The sequence below is a fragment of the Lamprobacter sp. genome (genome assembly GCF_034860625.1).
Taxonomy (GTDB): domain Bacteria; phylum Pseudomonadota; class Gammaproteobacteria; order Chromatiales; family Chromatiaceae; genus Lamprobacter.
The window spans coordinates 1-848 of record NZ_JAYESN010000656.1; the positions used below are offsets into that span (position 1 = coordinate 1).

Consider the following 848-nt stretch of genomic DNA (forward strand, 5'->3'; position numbering starts at 1 on the left):
TGCCCGCTCATCGCCGAGCGAATAGCGCACATACTTGCCATCGCGCCGCGCATTGACCAGCCCCGCGGCCTTGAGCTGCTGCAGATGCTTGGAGGTGTTGGCCACCGATAGCCCGCTGAGCCGCACCAGTTCCTCGACACTGCGCTCGCCTTGGGCGAGGTAGTCGAGCAGCTCCAGCCGCGCCGAATGCCCCAAGGCGCGGGCGATCACGGCGAGATGCTCGAACAGCTGTTGTTTGGGCGATGCAGACTGGGACTGGGTCACGATGAGCGGCTGGCAAGGACAGGGAGCTACAGTATACCGCCACGCGCATCAGAAGCCGCTCGCCATCCCTCGACACTCAGCCTTCACCAGCTAACAGCCGATAGCCGATAGCCATCATTCAACTTAATATTTGAATGATGTCTCTGTTCATGGGATACTGCCTGCTTCAACCTCGACTGCGGAGCCCACACCCATGACTACCCTGTTCATCCTCAACGACCCCGCTTACGGCACCGAGCGCAGCTTCAACGGGCTGCGCTTAGCGAAGGCCTTGCAAAATAAGGGCGAGAGCGTCAGCGTCTTTCTGATGGCCGATGCCGTCTCCTGCGCCAAGGCCGGGCAGAAGGTGCCGCAGGGCTACTACAATCTTGAGCTGATGGTGAAGGGCGTCGCTCGCAAGGGTGAGATGCTGCTCTGCGGCACCTGCATGGACGCGCGCGGTATCACCGACGATGAACTGGTCGAGGGCGCGCGCCGCAGCACCATGGATGAACTGGCTGAGCGCACGTTGGCGGCCGACAAGGTGCTGGTGTTCTGAGTGGTGACCGTTTGTGTGGAGGCGCACGCAAGCGCTAGCGCCAGCC

At 61.9% G+C, this 848-nt stretch carries 2 protein-coding genes; one reads left to right on the forward strand and one right to left on the reverse strand.

Annotated features, from left to right (window positions below; genetic code table 11):
* A partial coding sequence (locus tag VBE63_RS30555; protein ID WP_323686699.1) for a metalloregulator ArsR/SmtB family transcription factor occupies window positions 1-264 on the reverse strand: 264 nt, incomplete at its 3' end.
* A gap of 193 nt (window positions 265-457) precedes the next feature.
* On the opposite strand from VBE63_RS30555, the gene VBE63_RS30560 reads away from it, so the two are divergent.
* On the forward strand, window positions 458-802 hold the full coding sequence (locus VBE63_RS30560; protein ID WP_323686711.1) for a DsrE/DsrF/TusD sulfur relay family protein: 345 nt from the start codon (window positions 458-460) through the stop codon (window positions 800-802).
* Window positions 803-848: the final 46 nt, after the last annotated feature.